Here is a 17,996-nt window from a genome sequence, read left to right on the forward strand (position 1 = left end):
ATGAAGCAGGTCCTGATGCTGTCGCTGGGCGCGGGCGCGCTGCTGTGGGGCCCGCGGGCCTCCGCCGGCGTCAGTTGCGAGCGCCGCTGCGCGGACGACAAGGCGAAGTTCGAGAAGGTGTGCAAGGAGAAGGCGAAGAACGCCGGCCCCTACTGCCTGAAGGTCGCCGGCCAGGCGCGCGACAAGTGCATGAACCAGTGCCGCACCGGCAAGAAGGGCGGCGGCGGCGACACGACGATGGAGGTGCCCGGTGAAGACGCGCACTAGCCTGAAGCAGGCCCTCCAGCGCGGCCAGGCCATGTCGGAGTACGGCGTCATCACGGCGGCGTTCTTCGGCTTCACCGTGATGAGCTGGCCGTTCCTCGTCCAACTGCTGCGGGCCCTCAACACCTACTTCCAGTCCATCTACTACATCATCCAGTCGCCCATCCCCTGACGCGCCGGGGACGGGCGGCCGGAGCGCGGCGTCAGGGCTTCACGGTGGTGACGAACACCGCCTTGCCGCCCTCCACCTTCATCACCACGGCCTGCTTCACCGCGTCGCGGTTGGCGTCCAGGTTGATGGTGCCCGCCACGCCCGGGAAGTCCTTCGTGGCCGCGATGGCGTCCCGCAGCGCGGGGCCGGACGTGTCCGGCGCGCGCTTCATCGCGTCCACCAGCAGGCGCGCGGCGTCGTACGCCAGCACCGCCACGCTGTCCGGCACGGCGCCGTAGGCGGACTTGTACTTCTTCAGGAAGTTCTGCACGACGGGGTCCGGGTTGTCCGGCGAGTAGTGGTTGGAGAAGTAGCTGCCCTCCAACGCGGAGCCGCCCAGCTCGTACAGCTTGTCGGAGTCCCAGCCGTCACCGCCCAGGAGCGGCACGCGCAGGCCCACCTCGCGCGCCTGCCTCGCGATGATGCCCACGTCCGTGTAGTAGCCCGGGACGAACACCGCCTCCGGCTTCAGGTTCTTGATGGACGTGAGCTGCGCGCGGAAGTCCGTGTCGCCCTTGGAGTAGCTCTCGTTGCCGGCGATGGTGCCGCCGAACTCCTTGAACTTCTGGTTGAAGACGTCCGCCAGCCCCACGGAGAAGGCGCTCTTGTTGTCCGTGAGCACCGCCACCTTGTCGAGCTTGAGGTTCTCCCGCGCGAACTTCGCCATCACCAGGCCCTGGAACGGGTCGATGAAGCAGACGCGGAAGATGTAGTCGCCCTTCTTCGTCACCTCCGGGCTGGTGGAGGTGGGCGTAATCATGGGCACCTTCGCCGCCTGCGCCTTGTCCGCCATGGCCATGGACACGGACGACGCGGCCTCGCCCAGGAGCGCCACCACCCGGTCCTGCGCGATGAGCCGCGTGGCGGCCTGGGCGCCTTCCTCCGGCCGGCCCTGGCTGTCGTAGACGCGCACCACCAGCTTCTGGCCGCGCACGCCGCCCGCGGCGTTGGCCTCCTGGAGCGCCAGGTCGATGCCGTTGCGCGCGGAGATGCCGAAGGTGGCCTCGGAGCCGGTGAGGCTGCCCACCTCGCCAATGAGGATGCTGCCCTCCGGCGGAGGCCCGGGAGGCGCGGCGGTGGCGCTGCCCCCCTGCGTGGCGGGCGCGGGCGCGGGGGCCGGGGCGGACTTCTTCTCACAACCCACCAGGGCCAGGGCCAGCGTGGTGAGCAGGAGGGGGAGGGAACGGCGCATCGGTAGGGCTCCTCGAGGGGGAGACGGACACGAAAAGCGGACGGCCCCACCCTAGCTCGTTGTGACCCGATTTGAATGTGGACTGCGATGGTCCAGATTACATAAGAGGCCGTCGCGGGCATCGGGCCCGCGGACAGTCCCGAGGAGACACCCACTCATGCTCCGGATGAGCAAGATGACCGACTACGGCATCGTGCTGATGACCGAGCTGGCGCGCGCGGACGGGGAAACCCGCACCACGCGAGAGCTGGCGGCGCGCACGCATGTCGCCCTTCCGTCCGCGAGCAAGGTCCTGAAGGGCCTCTTGCAGGCGGGCCTGGTGGTGTCGCACCGGGGGGCGAGCGGCGGCTACGGCCTGTCACGTCCGGCGGAGGCCATCTCGCTGGCGGAGCTGGTGTCCGCGCTGGAGGGGCCGGTGTCCCTCACGGAGTGTGGCCAGCACCCGGGCAAGCCCGCCGGGCCCTGTGAGCTGGAGTCCGTCTGCCAGGTGCGCGGCCACTGGCGCCTCATCAACCAGGCCATCCAGGAAGCGCTGGGGAAGCTGACGCTCGCGGACCTGCGCGCGCCCGCGCCCCGCATGCCGGAGCGGCTGGTGGGCCTGGGCCTGCCGGCGTCCGTCGGCGCGCCTGCTTCCGTCACGGGAGTCCGCTCATGAGCAGCACCGAGACCATCCAGGAACTCACCCGCAAGGGCTACCAGGCGGGGTTCGTCACCCAGGTGGAGGCGGACACGCTGCCGCCCGGCCTGGACGAGGACGTCATCCGCGTCCTGTCCGCGAAGAAGAACGAGCCGGCCTTCATGCTGGAGTGGCGCCTGAAGGCGTACCGCCACTGGCTCACGCTGAAGGAGCCGTCGTGGCAGGCGGTGAAGTACCACCCCATCGACTACCAGGCCATCCGCTACTACTCGGCGCCCAAGCAGAAGCCGAAGAAGGACAGCCTGTCGGAGGTGGACCCCGAAATCCTCCGCACCTACGAGAAGCTGGGCATCCCGCTGGAGGAGCAGAAGCGCCTGCAGAACGTCGCGGTGGATGCCGTCTTCGACTCCGTGTCGGTGGCCACCACGTTCCGGGAGAAGCTCTACAAGGCGGGCGTCATCTTCTGCTCGTTCTCCGAAGCGGTGCGCGAGCACCCGGAGCTGGTGGAGCGCTACCTGGGCACGGTGGTGCCCTTCTCCGACAACTTCTTCGCGGCGCTCAACTCCGCGGTCTTCAGCGACGGCTCGTTCTGCTACGTGCCCAAGGGCGTGAAGTGCCCCATGGAGCTGTCCACGTACTTCCGCATCAACGCGGCGGACACGGGCCAGTTCGAGCGCACGCTGCTCATCGCGGACGAAGGCGCCTCCGTGAGCTACCTGGAGGGCTGCACCGCGCCCATGCGCGACACCAACCAGTTGCACGCGGCGGTGGTGGAGCTGGTGGCGCTGGACGGCGCGTCCATCAAGTACAGCACGGTGCAGAACTGGTACCCGGGCGACGCGGAGGGCAAGGGCGGCATCTACAACTTCGTCACCAAGCGCGGCATCGCGCACCGGGGCTCCAAGATTTCGTGGACCCAGGTGGAGACGGGCTCGGCCATCACCTGGAAGTACCCCAGCGTCATCCTCAAGGGGGATGACTCGGTGGGCGAGTTCTACTCGGTGGCGCTCACCAACCACCGGCAGCAGGCGGACACGGGCACGAAGATGGTGCACATCGGGAAGAACACCCGGTCCACCATCGTGTCCAAGGGCATCTCCGCCGGCCGCGGGCAGAACACGTACCGGGGCCTGGTGAAGGTGCTCAAGAGCGCGGCGAACGCACGCAACTACACGCAGTGCGATTCGCTCCTGCTGGGCGACAAGTGCGGCGCCCACACGCTGCCGTACATCGAGGTGAAGAACGCGACCGCGCAGGTGGAGCATGAAGCGTCCACGTCGAAGATTGGCGAGGACCAGCTCTTCTACTGCCGGCAGCGCGGCATCTCGCAGGAGGACGCGGTGTCGATGATCGTGAACGGCTTCTGCCGGCAGGTCTTCAAGGAGCTGCCCATGGAGTTCGCCGTGGAGGCGCAGAAGCTCTTGGGCGTGAGCCTGGAAGGGAGCGTGGGGTGATGGCGTCGTTGCTGAGCATCCAGGACCTGCATGCCCGCGTGGGCGGCAAGGACATCCTGAAGGGCATCAACCTGGAAGTCGGTGCCGGTGAAGTGCACGCCATCATGGGGCCCAACGGCTCCGGCAAGAGCACGCTCGCGGGCGTGCTGGCGGGGCGCGAGACGTACGAGGTGACGAAGGGCTCCGTGCTGTTCGACGGCAAGGATTTGCTGGGCACGCCGCCGGAGGAGCGCGCGAAGGCGGGCGTGTTCCTGGGCTTCCAGTACCCGGTGGAGATTCCGGGCGTGGGCAACCTGCACTTCCTGCGCACGGCGCTCAACGCGCAGCGCCGCGCCAAGGGCGAGGAGGAGCTGGACGCGATGGACTTCCTCTCCCTGGCCAGGGAGAAGGCGAAGCTCGTGCAGTTGGACGCGGCGTTCATGAGCCGCTCCGTGAACGAGGGCTTCTCCGGCGGAGAGAAGAAGCGCAACGAGATCTTCCAGATGGCGGTGCTCCAGCCCCGGCTGGCGCTGCTGGACGAGACGGACTCGGGCCTGGACATCGACGCGCTGCGCGTCGTGGCGGGCGGGGTGAACGCGCTGCGCTCGAAGGACCGGGCGATGGTGGTGATTACGCACTACCAGCGGCTCCTGGACTACATCGTGCCGGACCACGTGCACGTGATGGCGGCGGGCCGCATCGTGCGCTCGGGTGGACGCGAGCTGGCGCTGGAGCTGGAGGAGAAGGGCTACGGCTGGATTGGCGCGGAGGGCGCCGGCAAGGCGAAGGAGGCCCGGCCATGAGCGCTTCCCACTACGTGGAGGTGGCCCGGGCCTTCCAGGCGCGCGCCGCGGCCCCCGCGTGGCTCCAGGCGCTGCGTGAGGAGGGCTTGAGCCAGTTCCAGGCGCGCGGCCTGCCCACGTCCAGGGACGAGGAGTGGAAGTACACGCCCGTGGCCACGCTGTCGTCGCACCCGTTCCAGCCCGCGCGGGACGTGCCCGCGGGCGAGGACGTGGTGCGGGCGGTGGCGCGGCTCTCGCTGCCCGGCCCCCGGCTCGTGTTCGTGGACGGGAGCTTCGTGCCGGCGCTGTCGGTGCTCACCGGCCTGCCGCGCGGCGTGGTGCTCAAGCCGCTGTCGCAGGCGCTGCGCGAGGACGGGGCGCTGCTCCAGGAGACGCTGGGCCGGTTCTCCCGGCCGTCCGCGCATGCCTTCACGTCGCTCAACGCGGCGCTGCTGGAGGAAGGCGCGCTGCTCACGCTCGCGCCCCGGGCCTTGAGTGAAGTTCCGGTGCAGTTGCTGTTCCTCGCGCGCGGCGGCGACGGGCCGGTGCTGGCCAGCCCGCGCGTCGTCGTGGTGGCGGGCGAGGGCAGCGAGGCCACGCTGGTGGAGACGTACGCGGGCCTGGGCTCGGGCGCGACGTTCACCAACGCGGTGACGGAGGTGTCGCTGGGGGACAACGCCAGCCTGCGCCACTTCAAGCTCCAGGCGGAGGGCGACACCGCGCTGCACCTGGGCGGGCTGTATTCGCGGCAGGGGCGGGACAGCCGCTTCCAGTCGCACGCGTTCTCCTTTGGCGGAGCACTGGCTCGCAACGAAGTGCACGCGGCCTTCGCGGGCGAGGGCGGCGAGTGCGTGCTCAACGGCCTGTTCGTGGGCCGGGGCACGCAGCACCTGGACAACCGCACGGACCTGGACCACGCGGTGCCGCACTGCTCCAGCCGAGAGCTCTACAAGGGCGTGCTGGACGACCGCGCGCGCGGCACCTTCCACGGGAGGATCCGCGTGCGCGAGGACGCGCAGAAGACGGACGCCAGCCAGCAGAGCCGCAACCTGCTGCTCTCCGAGGGCGCGCAGGTGGACGCCCGGCCGCAGTTGGAGATTGAAGCGGATGACGTGAAGTGCGCCCACGGCACGGCGGTGGGCCGGTTGGATGACAACGCGCTGTTCTACCTGCGCTCGCGCGGCATCCCGAAGGTGGAGGCGGAGCGGATGCTGACGCGGGCGTTCGCCAGCGAGCTGGTGCGCGCGGTGCCGGAGGGTCCGGTGCGCGCGCGGGTGGAGGCCTTGCTCGCGGAGAAGCTGCCGGGGACGGCGGAGGTGATGGGATGAGTGGACCTGGATTCGACCTCGCGCGGGTGCGCGCGGACTTCCCCATCCTCCGGCAGGAGGTGCGGGGCCGGCCGCTGGTGTACCTGGACAGCGCCGCCACGGGACAGAAGCCGCAGGCGATGCTGGACGCGCTGACGCGCTACTACACGCACGACAACGCCAACGTGCACCGGGGCGTGCACATCCTCTCCGAGCGCGCCACGCAGGCCTTCGAGGACGCGCGCGAGACGGTGCGCCGCTTCATCCACGCGAAGGACGTGCGTGAGGTCATCTTCGTGCGCGGCACCACGGAGGCCATCAACCTGGTGGCCGCCACCTACGGCCGCAAGCACGTGGGCCCGGGGGACGAGGTGCTCATCTCCGCCATGGAGCACCACTCCAACATCGTGCCCTGGCAGATGGTGTGCGACGCGGCGGGCGCGAAGCTGCGCGTGATTCCCGTGGATGACCGTGGCGAGCTGCGCATGGACGCCGTGGACGCGCTGCTCACGGAGAAGACGCGCCTGCTGGCGATTACCCACGTGTCCAACGCGCTGGGCTCCGTGAACCCCATCAAGGAGCTGGTGGCGAAGGCGCACGCGAAGAACATCCCGGTGCTGGTGGACGGGGCGCAGTCGGTGACGCACTTCCCGGTGGACGTGCAGGACCTGGGCTGTGACTTCTACGCCTTCAGCGGGCACAAGCTCTTCGGGCCCACGGGCATCGGCGTGCTGTACGGCAAGCTGGCCATGCTGGAGTCGCTGCCGCCGTACCAGGGCGGCGGGGACATGATCCTCTCCGTGACGATGGAGAAGACCGTCTACAACCGCGTGCCGCACCGCTTCGAGGCGGGCACGCCGGACATGGCGGGCGCGGTGGGGCTGGCCGCGGCCATCCGCTACCTGGAGGCCCTGGGCATGGAGAACGTGTCCCAGCACGACCAGTGGCTGCTCGCGTACGCGACGGACGCGCTCCAGTCGATTCCGGGGCTCAAGCTGGTGGGCACGGCGCCGCGCAAGACGGGCGTGCTGTCCTTCACGCTGGAGGACGTCCACCCGCACGACGTGGGCACCATCCTGGACCAGGAGGGCATCTGCATCCGCACCGGGCACCACTGCGCCCAGCCGCTGATGCAGCGCTTCGGGGTGGCGGCCACGTCGCGCGCGTCGCTGGCGCTCTACAACACGACGGAAGACGTGGACGCGCTGGTGAAGGGCCTGCACAAGGTGAGGGAGGTGTTCGCGTGAGCTCGGACCTCAAGGACCTGTATCAAGAGGTGGTGCTGGAGCACTCCAAGCGCCCGCGCAACTTCCGGGTGGTGGAGGGCGCCACCTGCGCGGCGGAGGGCTACAACCCGCTGTGCGGCGACCAGCTCTCCGTGACGCTCAAGCTGGAGGACGGCGTCATCCGCGACATCGGCTTCCAGGGCCAGGGGTGCGCCATCTCCAAGGCCTCCGCGTCGCTGATGACGGGCGCGGTGAAGGACAAGACGCGGGAGGAGGCGCAGGCCCTCTTCGAGCGCGTGCACACGCTGGTGACGGAAGGCCCGGACAAGGTGGACGTGGAGGCGCTGGGCAAGCTCGCGGTGCTGTCGGGCGTGAGCGAGTTCCCGGCCCGGGTGAAGTGCGCGAGCCTGGCGTGGCACACGCTGAACGCGGCGCTGGATGGCCGCACCACGTCGGTGTCGACGGAGTAGGGAGGGGTCATGCGAGGCGCGATGACGGTCATCGAGCGCGACGTGGACGCGATGCTCATCCCCAGCGGGGACAAGGTGTTGCTGCCGGCGGGCTCGGAGTTGACGGTGGTGCAGACGCTGGGCGGCAACGTCACGGTGCAGGACCCGTACGGCCAGTTGTTCCGCATCGACGAGAAGAACGCGGACGTGCTGGGCGAACAGTACGCCGCCAAGGCGAAGCCGCCCGAGGCGAGCGTCACGCCCGGCGAGTTTCACGAGGAGCAGGTCTGGGAGCAGCTCCGCACGGTCTACGACCCGGAGATCCCGGTCAACATCGTGGAGCTGGGGCTGGTGTACACGTGCAAGGCCACGCCGCTGGACGAGGGCGGGCAGCGCGTGGACATCGAGATGACGCTGACGGCGCCCGGCTGCGGCATGGGGCAGGTGCTGGTGGAGGACGTGCGCTCCAAGGTGTCCGCGCTGCCCGGCGTGAAGGAGGCGAACGTGGAGCTCGTCTGGGAGCCCCAGTGGGACCAGAGCCGCATGTCGGACGTGGCGCGGCTCCAGTTGGGCTGGATGTGAGCGCCCGGCGTTAGGCCAGGGCCTTGCGGCCCCGTGCGACCAGGCCCAGCGTGGCCGCGGCGGCGAGCCCGCCCGCGAGCCACCGGGGCCAGCGCGGCGCGGCCTCCGTGGGGGCGCGGCGGGCGATGGCGGGCGACATGCGCTCCGCGAAGAGCTCCACCAGGGCGTGCTCGAAGGCGAGCAGGTCGTGGGGCCCTCGGCTGGACACCCAGTTGCCGTCGCGCACCACGGGCTCGTCCGTCCAGTGCGCGCCCGCGTTCTCCAGGTCGTTGCGGATGCCCGGCCAGGACGTCAGGTGCCGGCCCTCCAGCAGCCCCGCCGACGCGAGCAGCCACGGCCCGTGACAGATGACCGCGATGGGCATGTCCAACAGGTCCGCGTCCTTCACGAAGTCCAGCGCCAGGGCGCTCTGCCGGAGGAAGTCCGGGTTCATGAAGCCGCCGGGCAGGAGCAGCGCGTCGAAGTCCGCGGCCTTCACGTCGCGCAGCGTCGCGTCCACCCGCACCTTGCGGCCGGGCACCAGCAGGTTCATGCCCCGGATGCGGCCCTTGTGGAGGGAGACGATGGTGACGTGCGCGCCCTCTCGCTCCAGGCGCTTCACCGGCCGCGTCAGCTCCACCTGCTCGAAGCCATCCGCCGCCAGCACGGCCACCTTCATCCCCTTCAGCTTCTTCATTGCCCCGTCCTCCCGGATGTCCTGCTGTCTGGCGCTGCCTACAGCCCGAACCTGCACGGTGCACATGCCCCGACGGGAGGGGAAGCGGAGGGCAGGCGGACAGGCAGGCGCTCGGGGTGATGCCCTCTCGTTGGCGTATGCGGCGCGGCACCCGGCGGCGCTGGACGCCCTGGAGGAACGGCTTTACGACAAGGGGAGCCCGCCCGAGCGCGGGCCTCATTGGAGGCGCACGGCATGTTCCCCTCGTTTTCTTCCCGGATGCATCGCGGCCTGCTCGCGAGCACCGCGCTGCTCCTGGCCCCGCTGGGCTGCGCCACGTCGTCGCAGGTGGGCGCCGCGCGTGACGAGGCGGCCTTGCGCACGGACGAACCGCCGCGCGTGAAGCCGAAGTGGGGGCTGGTCATCCACGGCGGCGCGGGCGTGATTTCACGTGAGAACCTGTCCCCGGAGCGCGAGGCCGCGATGCGCGCCGTGCTCACGGAGGCGCTCCAGGCGGGGCACGCGGTGCTGGTGAAGGGCGGCCGCGGCATGGACGCGGTGACGGCGGCCATCCGCGTGATGGAGGACTCGCCGTACTTCAACGCCGGCAAGGGCGCGGTGTTCAACCACGACGGCGTGAACGAACTGGACGCGGCGGTGATGGACGGCAAGACGCGCATGGCCGGCGCGGTGGCCGGCGTCCATCACATCCAGAACCCCATCGACCTGGCGCGGCTGGTGATGGAGAAGTCGCCGCACGTGATGATGGTGGGCGACGGGGCGGAGGCCTTCGCGAAATCGCAGGGCGTGCCCCTGGTGGACGCGAAGTACTTCTACACGGAGGAGCGCTGGCAGGGCCTCCAGCGCGCGCTGGAGCAGGAGAACGCGAAGGGGGCACCGCCCGCGGAGCAGGGGCAGCCGTCCACGCCGGGCCAGTCGCCCGCGCAGCCGCAGCCGCAGCCCGGCTCGTCGCTGACGCCGGGGGTGGACCCCATCACGGGGGACCACAAGTTCGGCACGGTGGGCGCGGTGGCGTTGGACATGGACGGCAACCTCGCGGCGGGCACGTCCACGGGCGGCATGACCAACAAGCGCTTCGGCCGCGTGGGGGACTCGCCCATCATCGGCGCGGGCACCTACGCGGATGAGCGCTGCGCCGTCTCCGCCACGGGCCACGGCGAGTTCTTCATCCGCTACACGGTGGCGCGCGACATCTGCGCCCGCGTCGAGTACCAGGACCTGCCGCTCCCGGAGGCCGCCAACTTCGTCATCCACGACGTGCTGGTGAAGGCCGGCGGCGAGGGCGGCGTCATCGCCATGGACCGCCAGGGCCACGTGGCCATGCCCTTCAACTCCAGCGGCATGTACCGCGGCTACATCGGCGAGGACGGCACGCCCACCGTCGCCATCTTCCAGCAGCCGTAGGCAGGCGGCCGGGCCCTGCTCCGCGCACCACGGACGTGGCGCGCGGAGGCGGCTCGAAGGCTACTGCTTCACGAGGAACAGCTCGCGCACCTGGAGCAGGTCCACGTCACCGGCGAAGCCGGAGAACTTCTCGTACTCCGCCGGCAGGATGCGGGCGCGGGGCAGGTTGAAGGACTCGGAGATGGTGAGCGTGCGCCCGTCCTGCTTCTCCGTCCGCGTGTAGTGGCCGAACTGGCTGTCCACCTTCAGGCCCGCCTGCGGGTCGCTGAGCTTCCAGCCCTGGGGCAGGGTGACCGCGACGTTCGTGCGGCTGGCCTCCGTGTCGTCGATGTAGAGCGGCGTGGTGCGCGAGGACAACTGCACGTAGCGCCGGCCCAGCAGGGCGGGGAAGGTGAGGGGGCCCAGCGCCATGCGGCTGTCGCCCTCCATGCGCCCGAAGCGCGGCACGGTGAACGCGTAGCGCAGCACGAAGGGCGCGCCCACCTCCTCCTGGTGCTCCAGCTTCACGGACGACAGCTCCGCGCCGCCGAAGTAGCGCGCCACCGCGCCCTGGAGCGCCTGGTTGCGGCTCTCCGCGGAGAGCTGCTCGAAGGCCTCGGCGATTTGAGCGGCCTCGAAGCCGGAGTAGACCTCCTCGCCCTGGCCCTTGAGGCTGCCGTCCGCGCCCAGCTCCAGCGTGAGCTTCACGTCCTTGCCCGCGCGCGGCTTGAGCGGCGGCGTCTTCACCTTCTGCAGCGGCTTGCCGGGCTCCGGCAGCAGGTACGCCTCGCGCTCGCCCATGGCGGTCTCCGGCAGCTCGCCGAAGGGGCCATAGCGCACGGACGTGTCCAGCCACACCGGCTGCTCCCCCGGCACCTCCACGCGCAGCGCCGCGTAGGGCAGGAGCGCGTCCGCCGGGAAGAGGTACGGCGCGGGGTCGGTGTTGAAGGTGCGGATGGCCGCGATGCGCGACGGGATGCCCAGCGTCTCCAGGCCCGCCTTCATCACGGTGAGCCGGCTGCCCCGGTCCTGCGCCACGGTGGACGCCGCGGACTGCGCCAGGCTCGCGTCGCGGCCGGAGAAGCGCTTCATCACCGCCGCGTGCAGCGCCTTCACCGCCTCCAGGCCCTTCTTGCCCTCCGTGGCCTGGCGCGCGAACGCCTCCACCTCCGAGGTGCGGATCCACCGGTCCTGGAACGCGTCTCCGTACACGCGCGCCAGCCCGTCGTTGCCCGTCTCGCCCGCGCCCACCATCACGAAGGGCAGGTACTCGTTGCCGGAGGGCGGCGCGTCCGGCTCCGGGATGAACGGCGGCACGCGGCGCGCGTCGTAGTGGAACACCTCCGCGTCGCCCTTCACCTCCGGCGGCGGCGCCTTCATGCCGTGCGCGTCCACCTTCATGCCGCTGCCCTTGGGGGCCACGACGGTGTACGTGCTCCACGCGTTCGGCTGGTTGGCGATTTGAAAGTAGAACGCGGACGCGGTGAAGCCCGGCTGCGCGGGGCCCCGGTCGCTTTCGGGCAGCAGGTACTCCACCTCCACGGAGTCACCGACCTGCACGCCGGGCAGGCTCATGGTGTCCTTGCCCTCGATGTTCTCCGGCTCCAGCACGCGGCCGTCCGCCTTGAGCGTGCGCAGCGCCAGCACCTGGGCGCCGCGGGGGATGTTCACCTCCGCGATCTCCTGCACGCCGGACTGCTCCAGCGCCTTCTGGATGGTGTGGATGCGGTTGACGAGCGAGCCGTCCGGGTAGACCTGCACCGCCGCCGCGTCCAGCACGTACGCCGCCGCGCTGCCGCCCGTCACGGGCGCCGCCTCGTAGGCCTTCAGCGCCTCCTTGCCGTCGATGGCGTACGCCGCCAGCAGCTCCTTGCCCGTCTTCGCCCGCTCCACCGCGCGGCGCAGCGCCAGGTCCGTGCCGTCCAGCTTCAGCGCCTGCTCGCGCAGCTTCAACGCCTCCGCGCCCTGGCCCGCGTACTCGCGCACGTCCGCCAGCCGCTTGAGGATCTCCGCGTTGCGCGGCCACACGGTGGACAGCGTCTGGAGCACCTTCGCCGCGTCGTCGTAGCGGCGCTGGCTCACGTAGACGCCGGAGAGCGCCGCCGCGGTGGTGAGGTTGTCCGGGTCCTGCGCGAGCAACTGCGTGTAGCCCTTCGCCGCGCCGTCCAGGTCGCCGCGCGTGCGCAGGTGGTCCACCCGCCGCGAGTCCGCGCCGGGGCAGCCCTCCTGGGCCTTCACCAGCTCGTCCGTGCGGGCCACCGCGTCGCGCCGGCGCGCCAGCGAGTACTGCAACCCCAGCGCCTCGCACAGGCCCGGCTGGGCCTCCAGCGCGGCGGCGAGGGCCACCTCCGCCTGCGCGTCCACGTCCAGCGCCAGCGCGGCGCGGGCCATCAGGATGTGCACCGGGAAGCCCGCGGGCTTCACCGCGTCGCGCGCCGTCTTCAGCGTGTCCAGCGCGGTGGCCGGCTGGCCGTCATCCAGGAAGAGGTCCGCGCGCAGCAGCAGCGCGGCCACGTTGCCCGGGTCCTTCGCCAGCGCCGCCTCCAGGTCGCGCGTGGCCCGGCCTCGCGCCACCTTGGACGGGATGCCCCGGTCCTGCGCGGCCTGCTCCGCGCGCAGGGTGAGCAGCGCGGGCGTCGTCGCCTCCAGCTTCGCCATCAGCCGGTGCGTGCCGTCCAGGTCGCGCGCCAGGCCGTCGCGCACCGCGAGGAAGGTGCTCAGCGTCTCGCCGGCCTCGCCCTGGAGCGCCTGGGCCAGGTCCTCCGCGCCCGGGTACAGGTCCGGGGCCTCCACCTCGCCCGGGGCGCTCGCGTTCCAGCGCGGCGCGGGCCCGGTGGCGGCGGTGAGGCGCACGCCGGAGGGGCTGCCGTCCGCCTTCGCCAGCGCGAAGGAGAGGCCGCCCTGCGTGTTGTCGCGGGACATCTTCACCACGAAGCGGTGCTTGCCGGCGGGCAGCTCCAGCGCGCGCACGCTCACCGTGGACGCGGTGCGCGCCCAGTCGCGGCGCTCCAGCACGGGGGCGCCGTCCATCAGCACGCGGTGCGACGTCTGGCTCACCGTGCGCAGCACGTAGACGCCGGCCTGCGCGACCTCCGCGTCGATGCCCAGCGCGTACATGTCCCCGTGGCCGGGCTCGCCGCCCAGGTCCAGCCGGCCGTCCGGCGAGCGCAGCGTGCGCACCGCCAGCGGGCCGTACGCGCCCGTGAAGGGGCCCGCGAAGGAGCCGTCCTTCTCCGGCGCGATGGGCTCGTCGATGGCCAGCACGTGGAAGGGGGAGAAGGGGCCCACCAGCGTGGCCTCGCTGGCGCCGCCCAGGTCCTTGAGCGTCTGGGCCTGGGTGGCCGCGTCCCCGCGCAGGCTCGCCACGGACAGGCGCGCGGCGCGCAGCAGGTAGGCCGTCTCACCCCGGGCGCCCGCGGCGAGCCCCGCGTCCACGCCCTTGAGGATGGTGTCGTCCTCCGCGCGCGAGGTGCCCACGCGGTCCAGCACGTAGCGCGCGGCGATGACGGCCACCGGGTGCCGGGGCGCGCGCTTCACCAGCTCCAGGGACGCGGCGAGCGCGCGGTCGGACTGGCCGTTGCGGCGGGCGAGCAGCGCCTGCCCTTCCAGGGCGTACGGGTCGCCCGGGTCCTTCTTCACGGCGGCGTCGAAGCGCTCCTGGGCGAGCTTCGCGTCACCCGCGACGAGGTAGGCGTGGAAGCCCGCGAACGCGAGCGTGCGCGCCTCCGTGTCACCCTGGCCGGCCCGCTCGGCGGCGGACTCGAGCACGTGGGGCGCGACGACGGAGGAGGGCCGGGGGCAGCCGGTGAGGCCGGCGACGAGGGCGAGCGCGGTCAGGCCGCTGCGGAAGGTGCGCATAGGGGAGCCGAGGGATAATGCAATCCCCCCGGAGAGGCCATATTCCCCTTGCGGTGGCTGTTCGGCGCCGACCCCGCCCGGTCCCCTAGCGGCGCTTCGGGGTGGGCTTGGCGGGGGCCGCCTTGACCGGCGGGCGCTTGACCGGGGGCGGCGGCGGGGCGGGCTTCTTGGCCACCACGGCCTTCGCCGGCACCGTGTTGGCGGCCACCGTGCGGGGCGGCTGCTGCGGGACGACGACCACCGGCGAGGACGTGACCTCCGTCACGGGCGCGGGCTTGTCCACCGTGTAGGTGAGCCCCTCGACGGTGCACGTGCCCTCGATGCAGCCGATGACCGGCGCCGGGGCCTCGCCGAAGTGGGCCTGCCAGTCCGGGCCCAGGTTCAGGGGCTCCGCGATGGGGCGCTGGTCCTTGCCCTGGCCGACGAAGGCCTGCATCACGCCGTCCTCGGTGACGAACAGCTCCAGCCGCACCTCGCCCTCCGGGGACGCGAGGCCCAGCATGGCGCCGCCGCGCTCGCCCAGGGACCACTCCAGGGTCAGCGGCGCGCCCGCGCCGTGGTGCACGAGCGTGACGTAGCGGCCGTCCCGGCCCATCAGCCCCAGCGAGGCCACCGGCTCCGGCGGCGGGCCGTCCCAGAGCTCCTTCAGGCGGCGCTTCCACGTGGCCGGCGGCGCTTCGGCGCGTACGCGCGCGGTCAGCCGGGCCACGCCGCCCACCAGCCCCAGCACGTCCACGCGCGCGCGGCCCACGTGCGACGCGTTCTTCTCGTCGTCCACGGGCGGGAAGACCAGGGCCTTGTTCTCGAAGTTCAGCGTGCGGCCGGCCACCAGCATCTGCGGCAGGTCCGGGCCGTCCCCCATGGTCACGCGGCGCTTGTCCGGGGTGACGTCCTCCACCCGGCCCGGGCCGTTGCGGGGCGAGTCCCGCAGCGCCTGGTCCATGATGGCCTTGCTCGGCAGCGGAAGCTGGACGCGCACCTGCCCGCTGCGGTTGTACGCCACGCCCAGCACGCCCACGGCGGCCAGCACCGTCACGCCCGCGGCCGTCTGCGCCGTCACGCGCGCCGCGCGGCGCATGGCCGCCTTCGCCCGCTGCCAGCGCGTCAGCCGCAGGGGCGGCATGGACAGGAGGCTGCCGGGGACCAGCGGCTCCAGGTCCGCGATGAGCGCCGTGACGGACGGGTAGCGCTCGTCCGGATCCGGCTTGAGGCACCGCATCACGATGGCGTCCACGCGCGCGTCCAGGCCCGGGCGCTTGCGCGACGGCGGATCGAAGGTGCCCAGCGGCACCTCGCCGGTGAAGGTCTCGTAGAGGATGACGCCCAGGGAGAAGATGTCCGCTCTCGCGTCCGCGCTCTTCGCGTCCACGCGCTGCTCGGGCGCCATGTACGAGATGGTGCCCATGGACACGTGCGTGGACGTGAGCGCGAAGCGCGACGCCGCCGACGCGTCGTCCAGGAAGGACGCCAGCCCGAAGTCGGACACCTTCGCGATGCCGCCGGCCTGCTGATCCAGCAGGATGTTCTCCGGCTTCAGGTCACGGTGGATGACGCCCCGGCCGTGCGCGTACTCGATGGCCCGGCAGATCTCGAGCATCCGGCGCAGCAGCACCGGCGTCTCCATGGACGGGCTGCGCATGAGCTCGCGCAGGGACGGCCCGTCCACGAACTCCATCACCAGGTAGTAGGTGTTGTCCGTCTTCCCCTTGTCGACGATGGCGACGACGTGGGGGTGGCTCAGCGTCGCCAGCGCCGCGGCTTCCTTCTGGAAACGCGCGATGAACGACGGGTCCTTGGCCAGGTCCGGGTTCAGCAGCTTCACCGCGACCGTACGGCCGAGCGAGAGCTGGGTGGCCTTGTGGACCTCTCCCATGCCTCCGGCGCCGACGAGCTTCTCCAGGCGGTAACCGCTGACGAGATCAGGAGGCCGGGAACGACTGATGGCGGTGGGCTCGAACGAGGACATGGGCGGGGAACAGGGCGGCGAGGGTAGCAGAAACGGGACGCCGCGTTACCGCTCCCCAGCGACCCTCCCGGCCCCCTCCCGCCCGCCGGGGGGGCGGGCGGCCATGACCCGGCCGGGTCCGGTGTCGGCTCAGGTGTCCCCGGCGACGGGGCGCAGCACGCTGGTGAGGTTGGTGCGCACCTGCGACAGCGAGGAGCGCATGTTCGAGTGCCGCACCGACGCGCCAATGGCCCGCGCCAGCGACTTGAGCAGGGAGATCTCCTCCGGGCGCCACAGCCGCGCCTGGCGGCAGTCCTCGAACGCCACGAACCCCCACCACTGCTTGGCCGGGACGATGGGGCACAGCAGCACGGACTGCACGCCCTGGCGCTCCAGCAGCTCGCGCATCATCGGCGGCGCTTCCCGGGTGGTGCAGGAGACCACCATCTGCGCCTCCAGCATGTCCGCCCACGCCATCGCGTAGTCGCGCATGGGCAGCGAGCGCAGCACCGGGTGCGCCAGCGGGGACACCACGCCCGGCTCCGCCCACGCGTAGCGCAGGTCCGTGAGGAACCGGCCCGCCAGGTTCGTGGTGCGGTTCTCGAAGAGGCACGCGCGGTCCACCTTCAGCGGGCGGGCCACCATGCCCAGCGCATCCGAACCCGTGGCCGGGCACAGGCCCTTGTCCAGGAGCAACCGCGACGCTTCGGACACCTTCGTGAACGCTTCCACCATGACCGTCTCGCTTGAAGGGGGGGAGGGGGACACCCCTTCCTGTCGTGGATGAGCCGTCATCCACACATGTCCTGTTATGCGCGATTCCTCTGTTCCTGTCAAATGGTGGTTTTACTGAAAACCCAAGAAGGAGCGAGGTGCGGTGGACCCGGGGCCTGGAAACGCGAACAGGGGCGCCCTCCTCATGGAGAGCGCCCCTGCCCGGGCACGACGTGGGGTGCATCCCTTGGAGGAGGGACGCGGATTACTGCGCGGACTTCTGGGAGGCGGGGGCCTTCAGGGGCTTCTTGCCGCCGGTGCCCTGCATCATCGTCTCCGTGCGGCCGGAGGGCGCGGCCTCCGTCGTCGCCTCGGTCTTGACCTCGGTCTTCGCGGGCGCGTGGGGGTCCGCCTGCACGTCGGTGGACGCGGGGGCCTTCGTCTCCGCGGCGGGCGCCTTGGCGGGGGCGGGCTGGGTGGGGGCGGCGATGGCGGCGGTGGCGGACAGCAGGGCGGCGACGAGGAAGGTCTTCATGGTGATGGGCTCGGAGTCTTGACGGCGGCCCGCGCTGGAGTGCGCCGGGCATCGTCATCGCGCCTTCAGATGGGGCGCGGGGTTTGTTTATTCACCCTGCGTCACGTGGCGCCGCTCGCGCGCGCGCCGGATGAAGGACCGCTGGAGTGACAACGATTCCGCTCCCACGCGCAAACGACAACAGGGGCGCCCTCGTGAGGAGAGCGCCCCTGCCGGGACCGCCTCCTGTCCGTCCCTTGGAGGCGGACAGGGCGCGAGTGAAGCGAGGGATCAGCCCTCGGTCTTCGTCTCGGTGGTGGTCTTCTTCTCGGTCTTGGTCTTCGTGCCCTTCTTGGTGGCCTTGCCCTCGTGCTTGGTCTCGGTCTTGGACTCGGTCTTCATCTCACCCTGCATCTCGGCGGCGGGGGCGGCGGCCTCGGTCTTCGCCTCGGCGGCGGGGGCCGGCTGCGCGGCGGGGGCGGCGGCGGGAGCCGGGGTGTTGGCGAACGCGGTGGTGGCGGCGAAGAGGGCGGCGACGATGACAGTCTTCATGGATGGCTCCGGGGACGACACGCCGACGCGGGATTGCATCGGTTGATGCCATGGCCCTTGAGCACCCGCCGTGCCAGCACCCGTTTCAAGCAACTTCGCGGGGTTCTCCGGGTGGGAGCGGATCCGCCATGGGGAGAATCTCCTCAGTTGCGATTGCAACAATGGGTGCAAGCTCCCCAGGCAGGCGCACGTTGCTTTGACGGCAACGACGCTCTTCTGCAAGCTGCACCGCGACCTTCCGTCCCGAGCGCCACGCGCCGTGACATGAAGG

At 71.3% G+C, this 17,996-nt stretch carries 17 protein-coding genes; 10 read left to right on the plus strand and 7 right to left on the minus strand.

The window, feature by feature from the left end; translation table 11 throughout:
• On the plus strand, positions 1-267 hold the full coding sequence (locus tag K8612_RS22210; RefSeq protein ID WP_223763769.1) for a hypothetical protein: 267 nt from the start codon (positions 1-3) through the stop codon (positions 265-267).
• Positions 251-436, plus strand: coding sequence for a hypothetical protein (locus tag K8612_RS22215; RefSeq protein ID WP_223740807.1), 186 nt, complete (start codon positions 251-253; stop codon positions 434-436). The genes K8612_RS22210 and K8612_RS22215 overlap by 17 nt, the downstream gene beginning before the upstream one ends.
• Before the next feature lie 31 nt (positions 437-467).
• On the opposite strand, the gene K8612_RS22220 is transcribed toward K8612_RS22215, so the two are convergent.
• Positions 468-1,667 (minus strand): ABC transporter substrate-binding protein, encoded by a 1,200-nt coding sequence (locus tag K8612_RS22220; protein ID WP_223763770.1) that lies wholly within the window; start codon positions 1,665-1,667, stop codon positions 468-470.
• A 157-nt stretch (positions 1,668-1,824) separates the two neighbouring features.
• Between K8612_RS22220 and K8612_RS22225 the strand changes: the two genes are divergently transcribed.
• Genes K8612_RS22225 through sufT form a run of 7 tightly spaced genes read left to right on the plus strand, consistent with a single transcriptional unit; the run spans position 1,825 to position 8,083 of the window.
• Positions 1,825-2,322, plus strand: coding sequence for an SUF system Fe-S cluster assembly regulator (locus K8612_RS22225; RefSeq protein ID WP_223740609.1), 498 nt, complete (start codon positions 1,825-1,827; stop codon positions 2,320-2,322).
• A complete protein-coding gene (gene sufB, locus K8612_RS22230; protein WP_223740608.1) occupies positions 2,319-3,758 on the plus strand; it encodes a Fe-S cluster assembly protein SufB in 1,440 nt (479 codons plus the stop codon). Before K8612_RS22225 ends, sufB begins: the two co-directional genes overlap by 4 nt.
• Positions 3,758-4,540, plus strand: a complete 783-nt coding sequence (gene sufC / locus K8612_RS22235) for a Fe-S cluster assembly ATPase SufC (RefSeq protein WP_223763771.1) — start codon at positions 3,758-3,760, stop codon at positions 4,538-4,540. The genes sufB and sufC overlap by 1 nt, the downstream gene beginning before the upstream one ends.
• Positions 4,537-5,847, plus strand: coding sequence for a Fe-S cluster assembly protein SufD (gene sufD, locus K8612_RS22240; RefSeq protein ID WP_223763772.1), 1,311 nt, complete (start codon positions 4,537-4,539; stop codon positions 5,845-5,847). Before sufC ends, sufD begins: the two co-directional genes overlap by 4 nt.
• Complete coding sequence (locus K8612_RS22245) at positions 5,844-7,073, plus strand: cysteine desulfurase (protein ID WP_223763773.1); 1,230 nt, start codon at positions 5,844-5,846, stop codon at positions 7,071-7,073. Before sufD ends, K8612_RS22245 begins: the two co-directional genes overlap by 4 nt.
• Positions 7,070-7,522 carry a Fe-S cluster assembly sulfur transfer protein SufU gene (gene sufU / locus K8612_RS22250; protein ID WP_223740604.1) on the plus strand — a complete coding sequence of 151 codons (453 nt, stop codon included), beginning with the start codon at positions 7,070-7,072 and terminating at the stop codon, positions 7,520-7,522. The genes K8612_RS22245 and sufU overlap by 4 nt, the downstream gene beginning before the upstream one ends.
• A 9-nt stretch (positions 7,523-7,531) precedes the next feature.
• Positions 7,532-8,083 (plus strand): putative Fe-S cluster assembly protein SufT, encoded by a 552-nt coding sequence (gene sufT / locus K8612_RS22255; protein ID WP_223740603.1) that lies wholly within the window; start codon positions 7,532-7,534, stop codon positions 8,081-8,083.
• Positions 8,084-8,093: 10 nt separating this feature from the next.
• On the opposite strand, the gene K8612_RS22260 is transcribed toward sufT, so the two are convergent.
• Positions 8,094-8,759 (minus strand): type 1 glutamine amidotransferase domain-containing protein, encoded by a 666-nt coding sequence (locus tag K8612_RS22260; protein WP_223763774.1) that lies wholly within the window; start codon positions 8,757-8,759, stop codon positions 8,094-8,096.
• Between the two features lie 234 nt (positions 8,760-8,993).
• Between K8612_RS22260 and K8612_RS22265 the strand changes: the two genes are divergently transcribed.
• Positions 8,994-10,163, plus strand: coding sequence for an isoaspartyl peptidase/L-asparaginase family protein (locus K8612_RS22265; protein ID WP_223763775.1), 1,170 nt, complete (start codon positions 8,994-8,996; stop codon positions 10,161-10,163).
• Positions 10,164-10,223: 60 nt separating this feature from the next.
• Here the strand turns inward: K8612_RS22265 and K8612_RS22270 are convergent, their stop codons facing one another.
• From K8612_RS22270 to K8612_RS22290, 5 genes are all read right to left on the minus strand, one after another.
• Entirely contained in the window at positions 10,224-14,000 is a 3,777-nt protein-coding gene (locus tag K8612_RS22270; RefSeq protein ID WP_223763776.1) for a tetratricopeptide repeat protein, read from the minus strand.
• Positions 14,001-14,085: 85 nt separating this feature from the next.
• The gene (locus K8612_RS22275; RefSeq protein ID WP_223763777.1) at positions 14,086-15,966 is read right to left on the minus strand and encodes a serine/threonine-protein kinase; all 1,881 of its coding nucleotides are present in this window, start codon (positions 15,964-15,966) and stop codon (positions 14,086-14,088) included.
• Between the two features lie 129 nt (positions 15,967-16,095).
• Positions 16,096-16,680, minus strand: a complete 585-nt coding sequence (locus K8612_RS22280; protein WP_223740598.1) for a GAF domain-containing protein — start codon at positions 16,678-16,680, stop codon at positions 16,096-16,098.
• Between the two features lie 244 nt (positions 16,681-16,924).
• A complete protein-coding gene (locus tag K8612_RS22285) occupies positions 16,925-17,194 on the minus strand; it encodes a hypothetical protein (RefSeq protein ID WP_223763778.1) in 270 nt (89 codons plus the stop codon).
• A gap of 270 nt (positions 17,195-17,464) precedes the next feature.
• Complete coding sequence (locus K8612_RS22290; protein ID WP_223763779.1) at positions 17,465-17,725, minus strand: hypothetical protein; 261 nt, start codon at positions 17,723-17,725, stop codon at positions 17,465-17,467.
• Positions 17,726-17,996: the final 271 nt, after the last annotated feature.

This window comes from Corallococcus sp. AS-1-6 (assembly GCF_020037015.1).
GTDB lineage: Bacteria > Myxococcota > Myxococcia > Myxococcales > Myxococcaceae > Corallococcus.

Bases quoted from the DNA above. Each gene is read 5' to 3' on its own strand.
- K8612_RS22265 (WP_223763775.1), top strand. From the start codon at position 8,994: ATGTTCCCCTCGTTTTCTTCCCGGATGCATCGCGGCCTGCTCGCGAGC.
- K8612_RS22290 (WP_223763779.1), bottom strand. From the start codon at position 17,725: ATGAAGACTGTCATCGTCGCCGCCCTCTTCGCCGCCACCACCGCGTTC.
- K8612_RS22285 (WP_223763778.1), bottom strand. From the start codon at position 17,194: ATGAAGACCTTCCTCGTCGCCGCCCTGCTGTCCGCCACCGCCGCCATC.
- K8612_RS22220 (WP_223763770.1), bottom strand. From the start codon at position 1,667: ATGCGCCGTTCCCTCCCCCTCCTGCTCACCACGCTGGCCCTGGCCCTG.
- K8612_RS22270 (WP_223763776.1), bottom strand. From the start codon at position 14,000: ATGCGCACCTTCCGCAGCGGCCTGACCGCGCTCGCCCTCGTCGCCGGC.
- sufB (WP_223740608.1), top strand. From the start codon at position 2,319: ATGAGCAGCACCGAGACCATCCAGGAACTCACCCGCAAGGGCTACCAG.
- sufD (WP_223763772.1), top strand. From the start codon at position 4,537: ATGAGCGCTTCCCACTACGTGGAGGTGGCCCGGGCCTTCCAGGCGCGC.
- K8612_RS22280 (WP_223740598.1), bottom strand. From the start codon at position 16,680: ATGGTGGAAGCGTTCACGAAGGTGTCCGAAGCGTCGCGGTTGCTCCTG.
- K8612_RS22245 (WP_223763773.1), top strand. From the start codon at position 5,844: ATGAGTGGACCTGGATTCGACCTCGCGCGGGTGCGCGCGGACTTCCCC.
- K8612_RS22260 (WP_223763774.1), bottom strand. From the start codon at position 8,759: ATGAAGAAGCTGAAGGGGATGAAGGTGGCCGTGCTGGCGGCGGATGGC.
- K8612_RS22210 (WP_223763769.1), top strand. From the start codon at position 1: ATGAAGCAGGTCCTGATGCTGTCGCTGGGCGCGGGCGCGCTGCTGTGG.
- sufC (WP_223763771.1), top strand. From the start codon at position 3,758: ATGGCGTCGTTGCTGAGCATCCAGGACCTGCATGCCCGCGTGGGCGGC.
- K8612_RS22275 (WP_223763777.1), bottom strand. From the start codon at position 15,966: ATGTCCTCGTTCGAGCCCACCGCCATCAGTCGTTCCCGGCCTCCTGAT.
- K8612_RS22225 (WP_223740609.1), top strand. From the start codon at position 1,825: ATGCTCCGGATGAGCAAGATGACCGACTACGGCATCGTGCTGATGACC.
- sufT (WP_223740603.1), top strand. From the start codon at position 7,532: ATGCGAGGCGCGATGACGGTCATCGAGCGCGACGTGGACGCGATGCTC.